Source organism: Frankia sp. CcMO1 (genome assembly GCF_977945845.1).
This window is the reverse complement of sequence record NZ_CDWTMG010000292.1, coordinates 1-5,227: the sequence shown is the minus strand read 5'-3', so window position 1 is coordinate 5,227 and position 5,227 is coordinate 1. Positions and strand designations below refer to the sequence as shown.

6 protein-coding genes are annotated in these 5,227 nt (G+C 66.7%); 4 read left to right on the top strand and 2 right to left on the bottom strand.

Translation table 11 applies throughout. The features are described from left to right. From AC08OU_RS22305 to AC08OU_RS22290, 4 genes are all read left to right on the top strand, one after another. Positions 1-833 (top strand): tetratricopeptide repeat protein (locus AC08OU_RS22305; protein WP_476605702.1); only part of this gene is annotated, 833 nt, incomplete at its 5' end. A 154-nt stretch (positions 834-987) separates the two neighbouring features. Beyond that, on the top strand, positions 988-1,248 hold the full coding sequence (locus tag AC08OU_RS22300; RefSeq protein ID WP_476605701.1) for a hypothetical protein: 261 nt from the start codon (positions 988-990) through the stop codon (positions 1,246-1,248). Positions 1,249-1,340: 92 nt separating this feature from the next. Next, on the top strand, positions 1,341-1,955 hold the full coding sequence (locus AC08OU_RS22295; protein WP_462188380.1) for a GNAT family N-acetyltransferase: 615 nt from the start codon (positions 1,341-1,343) through the stop codon (positions 1,953-1,955). Positions 1,956-2,174: 219 nt separating this feature from the next. Beyond that, the gene (locus tag AC08OU_RS22290; protein ID WP_476602147.1) at positions 2,175-3,752 is read left to right on the top strand and encodes a mechanosensitive ion channel family protein; all 1,578 of its coding nucleotides are present in this window, start codon (positions 2,175-2,177) and stop codon (positions 3,750-3,752) included. Between the two features lie 229 nt (positions 3,753-3,981). On the opposite strand, the gene AC08OU_RS22285 is transcribed toward AC08OU_RS22290, so the two are convergent. After that, on the bottom strand, positions 3,982-4,290 hold the full coding sequence (locus AC08OU_RS22285; RefSeq protein ID WP_462188378.1) for a GlsB/YeaQ/YmgE family stress response membrane protein: 309 nt from the start codon (positions 4,288-4,290) through the stop codon (positions 3,982-3,984). Positions 4,291-4,321: 31 nt separating this feature from the next. Further along, complete coding sequence (locus AC08OU_RS22280; RefSeq protein WP_476605700.1) at positions 4,322-4,867, bottom strand: hypothetical protein; 546 nt, start codon at positions 4,865-4,867, stop codon at positions 4,322-4,324. Between the last annotated feature and the right edge of the window lie 360 nt (positions 4,868-5,227).

Below are 5,227 nucleotides of genomic sequence, written 5' to 3'. Positions count from 1 at the left end.
TGAATGTTTACATCCTCACCCTTCAGTATGCCGACAGTCACGCCCGGGACCTACGCGCATGTGGCCTTTACCGAGCATCCCTGAAAATCCTTCAGGAGACCTTGACCCGATGCCGGGATATCCTCGGTATCAATCATCCGGACACCTTGCGCTCCTTGCGGAACTACGCGGTCACACTACGGCGCGCAGGGCGGGCGGGCGCGGCCCACCATACCTCGGAGGAGGCTTTCAAGAAGTTCCGGACCTACGTGGGAGAAGATCAGCCGGAAACCCTCACCGCAGCCATCAGCCTGGTGGGCGATCTGTGCCTGAGCCGGGAGGTACCGGCTGCGCGAAAGCTGGCCGAGAACACCTTCCAACAGGCCAAGCGCCGGCTTGGCGCGGACAATCTCTACACCCTCGCGGCGGCTAACGCACTGGTCGTCGCCATTCGGCTCGATGGCGACCCGGACGAAGCCGGCGCCCTCGCCCAGGAAACGGGGAACAGATTACGGGCCGTTCTCTCCGACGATCACCCTTTCACGGTGTCATGCATGCTCAATCTAGCCAACTGCCGCTACGACAGTAACCAGATGATGAGCTCGCGGAGTCTCGACGAGGACGCCGTCTCTCACCTGCGGAACCGGCTCGGCGATGACCACCCGACCACCCTGATCGCCTCCGCCAATCTGGCGATCGACCTGTCCGCCCTCAGCGAGACCGAGACGGCAGATGCGCTACGCGCAAATGTTCTAGCCACACTCGGGGAGAGTCTGGGAGCCGACCATCCGATCATCGCGTCCGTGCGGGCCGGCGATCGCATCGACCTCGAGATCGACCCACCCCCGCCCTGACCCGGGTGCCCGGCGACTCAGGAGACGGCCTCCGGAGGCTCTGCCTGTTACCAGGTGCAGCGTACGGGCCGTCCGGCAGCCGGCCGCAGGCTAGTGCAGCACCAGGGGGCAGGGGTTTCATCATCTACTGAGCATCATCGCCGCACCCGGCGGCGTGTTGTGGGCCACTTTCGACTTCTTTCCGCTGCCGACCAGTCCGAAGGTTTCCACCGGTGCGTTTCTCGTCTGGATCACCTGCACCGATGGGGCGGTGAATCTCAGCGGCGAACGCTGGATCAACCACCCGGACGGCTATGCCATGACGAATCTCTCCGTGTGGCCCCGCGCCGACCATCCCGATCACCTGATGGGCCGGGTTCATCTGCAGGGATGCAGCGATTACGCCGTCGACCGGATCTTAAAACCCGGCCGGTGACCGAGCCGCCGAACGCCAGGATGGGTGACTGCCGCGGGTCCGGCGCTCCAGGTCCTTTACCTTCCGGCCCGGTGAACAGGCAGGATCGATCTGTGCGGACACGGCGGGCATCAGAGGAGGACTGGGGCGCGATCTGGCCGATCTGGCGGGCCGTTGTGGTCGAGGGCGAGACCTGCGCCTGGACACCGGACACCGACGAGGACGTCGCGAAAAGCGCGTGGATGCTGCCCCCGCCGGCCGAGGTTCTGGTGATGGAGGAGGACGACGGCCCGGGCGATACCTCGATCATCGCGACCGCACTGCTCACACCGAGCCAGCCGGGCCTGGGAGATCATGTCGTCCAGGCGGTACTGCTCGTTGATCCTAAGCGGGTGGATCACGGGGCTCCGCGCGGCGGGGCCGGAATGTACCAGGGCTACGGGCCGTACGGGGGACGTAGCTACTACGGCGGCCGGGGAGCCGGGGGCGACCGCTGGGAGAGCGTCAGCCGGCAGGCCGCGGAGCAGATGATCGAGTACGCGGCCGATCTCGGCTACCGGGCGATGCAGCTCAACGCCGTCGTCGCCGCCAATCCACGGCTGGTCGCGCTGTGGCGCTCGCTGGCGTTCCGCCTCGTCGGGACCCTTCCGGCGGCCTTCCGCCATCCCTGGCTCGGCGACGTCGACCTCTACGTGATGTACCGCTTCCTGCCCGCCCGGGAGAACTGACCGGCGCACCGGGTGCCTGCGCCCCTGGCAGAGAGGGGAGCACCGTCGCCGGAATCCTCACCGGAGGATCCGGAGGGATACTGAGGGCCGCGGAGGGTAGCGAGGGATACCGAGAGACGTGGAGAAGGACGCACCGGCGCGGGTTCGCGACCCGCGCCGTCCAACCATGCCATGGTGCCCGTCCCCTCCTGCCCATGGCCCAGGACGAGGAGCCTGTCTGTGCATCTGAGCGCCGCGCCCGATCTGTCCTTCTCCGACATGCGATCGACCATCGCCGTCCTGACGATCCTGGGCGGTGCGGTCCTGCTGGCCCTGGCCGTCTCCGTGTTGCTGCACCGCATGGCCAGACGGATCGGCCGCCATTCGGAGATCGTCGCCGATCTCGCACAGCACGGTAAGCGGCCGACGCGACTCACGCTCGTGCTGGTGGCCCTGCTCGTCGGCCTCAACTCCACGGCTGAACAGGCCTGGACCGAGGCGGCCCTGCGGGTGTCCAATGTCGCCCTTATCGCTGGAATCGCCTGGTGCGTCACGGTGCTCGCGTTCACCTTCGAGGACCTCGCGCTCGCCCGCTACCGGGTGGATGTCGTCGACAACCGGCATGCCCGCCGGGTGCGCACCCAGGTCACCCTGCTCCGACGGGTCACGGTGGTCATCATCTCGATCATCGCGGGCGCCTCGATGCTCATGACGTTCCCGAGCGTCCGCGTCGCCGGCGCCAGCATCTTCGCCTCGGCCGGCGTGGTCGGCATCGTCGCGGGGCTGGCCGCCCAGACCTCGCTGTCCAACGTCTTCGCCGGACTCCAGCTGGCCTTCACCGACGCCATCCGGGTCGACGACGTGGTGGTGGTCGAGAAGGAGTGGGGCAGGATCGAGGAGATCACTCTCACCTACGTCGTCGTCCACATCTGGGATGACCGGCGGATGGTCCTTCCGTCGACCTACTTCACCACGACACCATTCCAGAACTGGACCCGCAAAGAGTCCGCGGTCCTCGGTGCCGTCGAGCTGGACCTGGACTGGGCAATCCCGATCGACGAGATGCGGGCCGAGATGCACCGGGTCTTGGACGCCACGGACCTGTGGGACAAGCGGGTCTGCGTCCTGCAGGTCACCGACGCCATCGGTGATCACATCCGCATCCGCGTCCTGGTCAGCGGCAAGGACGGACCGACCGTGTTCGACCTGCGCTGCCACATGCGCGAGGAACTCGTCCGATGGGTGCAGCACAACCATCCGACAGCCCTGCCCCGGACCCGCATCGAGTTCGACGCCTCCGCGCACCTGCTCGGTCTGCGCCTCCCGGATCAGGGCCGGCCCGATGACCGCGACGGCCGCGACCACCCCGACGGCGACCACCCCGGCAGCAGGTCCGACCGGCTCCGCAAGACGAACGGCATCCGCCTCGACGAAGCACCAGCGCGGGTGGTTCCCGTCCCAGTGCAGGGTCTCCTCTCCCCCACGATCATGGCTGCCACGAACTCGGCCGCGGTTACCACCGCCGGCAGTGCGAGCCGGGAGGCGGAGACCGATACGGGGGGCGGGACGAGCACCGCGCCCGCGGATGCGCATGCCGATGCCGCCGAGGACGCCCGGCTGTTCTCCGGCGCGAGTGCCGACGCCGCGGAACGGGCACGGAACTTCAGCGGGACCAGCAAGATCGACGAGCACGACAGCTCCGCTTCTTCTCCACCGCCCCGCGACGACGATGACGACGCGGCACACCCGGGAGAATCGACCCGACGCCAAACGACACCAAAGGCGCATAGGGAACGTAATGAAGTAACAAATACGTGATCGAGAGCATCATCGCAGGTCACAGGCCTGTGGAGGGTTCGAAACGCGCAAGTTATTTCATTTCGACTCCATAACGACACCGAAGGCGCATAACGACACCACAGAAGGCTCCGGCCCGGGCCCTCCATACCTGCGGAGGACCCGGGCCGGAGCAGGTGTCGGGTCAGAGCAGGTGCTCTGCGTGCTGCCGACCGGGCCGCGGTCACCCGGTCGCCGACGGGTATCGCGATTACCGGCGGGCGTAACGACGGCTGCGGGTCGACCCCGACCGGCCGCCGTGGCCCCCCACGTTCCGCCACACCAGGAGAACCAGGATGGCACCGATGATGGACCCGAGAATGCCAGACGGCTGCAGAGCGCCTTCGCCGACATCCTTATTGAAAAGGACGTAGCCGAGGAATCCTCCGACGAAAGATCCGATGATTCCCACCACAATGGTGCCGAGAATCCCGATGGGATCCCAGCCGGGCAGCAACACGCGTGCGACGGCCCCGGCGACAAGTCCGAGCAGAATCATGACGACAATGAAGGTAATCATTGTTTTCTCCCTACCGAGGTGGTTGGATTACTTATCCCCGGCGCGGCCGTCCCCGCCGTCCCCGCCGGACCAGCAGCAGCACCACCGTGCCGGCCAGGACCCCGCCCGTGGCCTTCAGGTTGCTCCGCATCCGCTGCCCGACGGACCGCGCGGCTTTCCCGCTGGTGGCGAGGGTCTTCTCGGTGGCGACCGACACATGGGGAGCAAGGGTCTGGACGGCCTCGTTGACCTTCTGGCGCACCTCGGCGGCTCCGCCGGCCACTCTGGCCTTGGTGCCCGGGGTGTCGGCCCCGGTGCCCGGGGTGGTCGTGTCCGCATCAGCCAGGCCCGAGCTACTGACGTTTCCCGCGCCACTGACGTTTCCCGGGCCACTAACACTTGAGGTGGCGGTGGTCGCGGCGATGACGTCGGGGCTCGGCGCCGGGGAACCGTGACCGTTTAGGCCGGGTGCCGGGCCGGAATCTACACTCTCGGTACCGGTCGGGACCGGGGGGCGCGCGAACGGAGCCGTGGTCGTGTCGTCGGCAGGAAGCGGCGCGGTCCGTGCGGGCTCCGGCATCACTGAACTCGGGTCCATTGGCATCGTTCGGTTCCTCCCTGGAAGGTGTTCGGTGTCTGACCTGGGGACCGGGTCCGACCTGGAATCGATGGCTAAGCTGGTCAACGGCTGAGCTGGCATCACGCTCAGCCCGTCCGACCGGGACCGACGCGGACCAACTGGCCGGGCCGCATCTACGATCAGGACTACCGGCGGCTCCCCGTGGCGCGCAGAGAAACCCGACCGGGCGGGATGTTCACTAGCCGTACTTCTCATTGTCATACCCGGAATCAATGCGGATAACCCGATGTGGGCGCCCTGACGGGACACGGGGCCGCATCACCGATACCTAATACTATCCATAAACACACAAATGCCACATAACGACCAATATATCGA

What these genes read in the sequence shown, in the direction of transcription:
- AC08OU_RS22280 (WP_476605700.1), bottom strand. Translation starts at nt 4,867, where the DNA reads ATGGACCCGAGTTCAGTGATGCCGGAGCCCGCACGGACCGCGCCGCTT.
- AC08OU_RS22285 (WP_462188378.1), bottom strand. Translation starts at nt 4,290, where the DNA reads ATGATTACCTTCATTGTCGTCATGATTCTGCTCGGACTTGTCGCCGGG.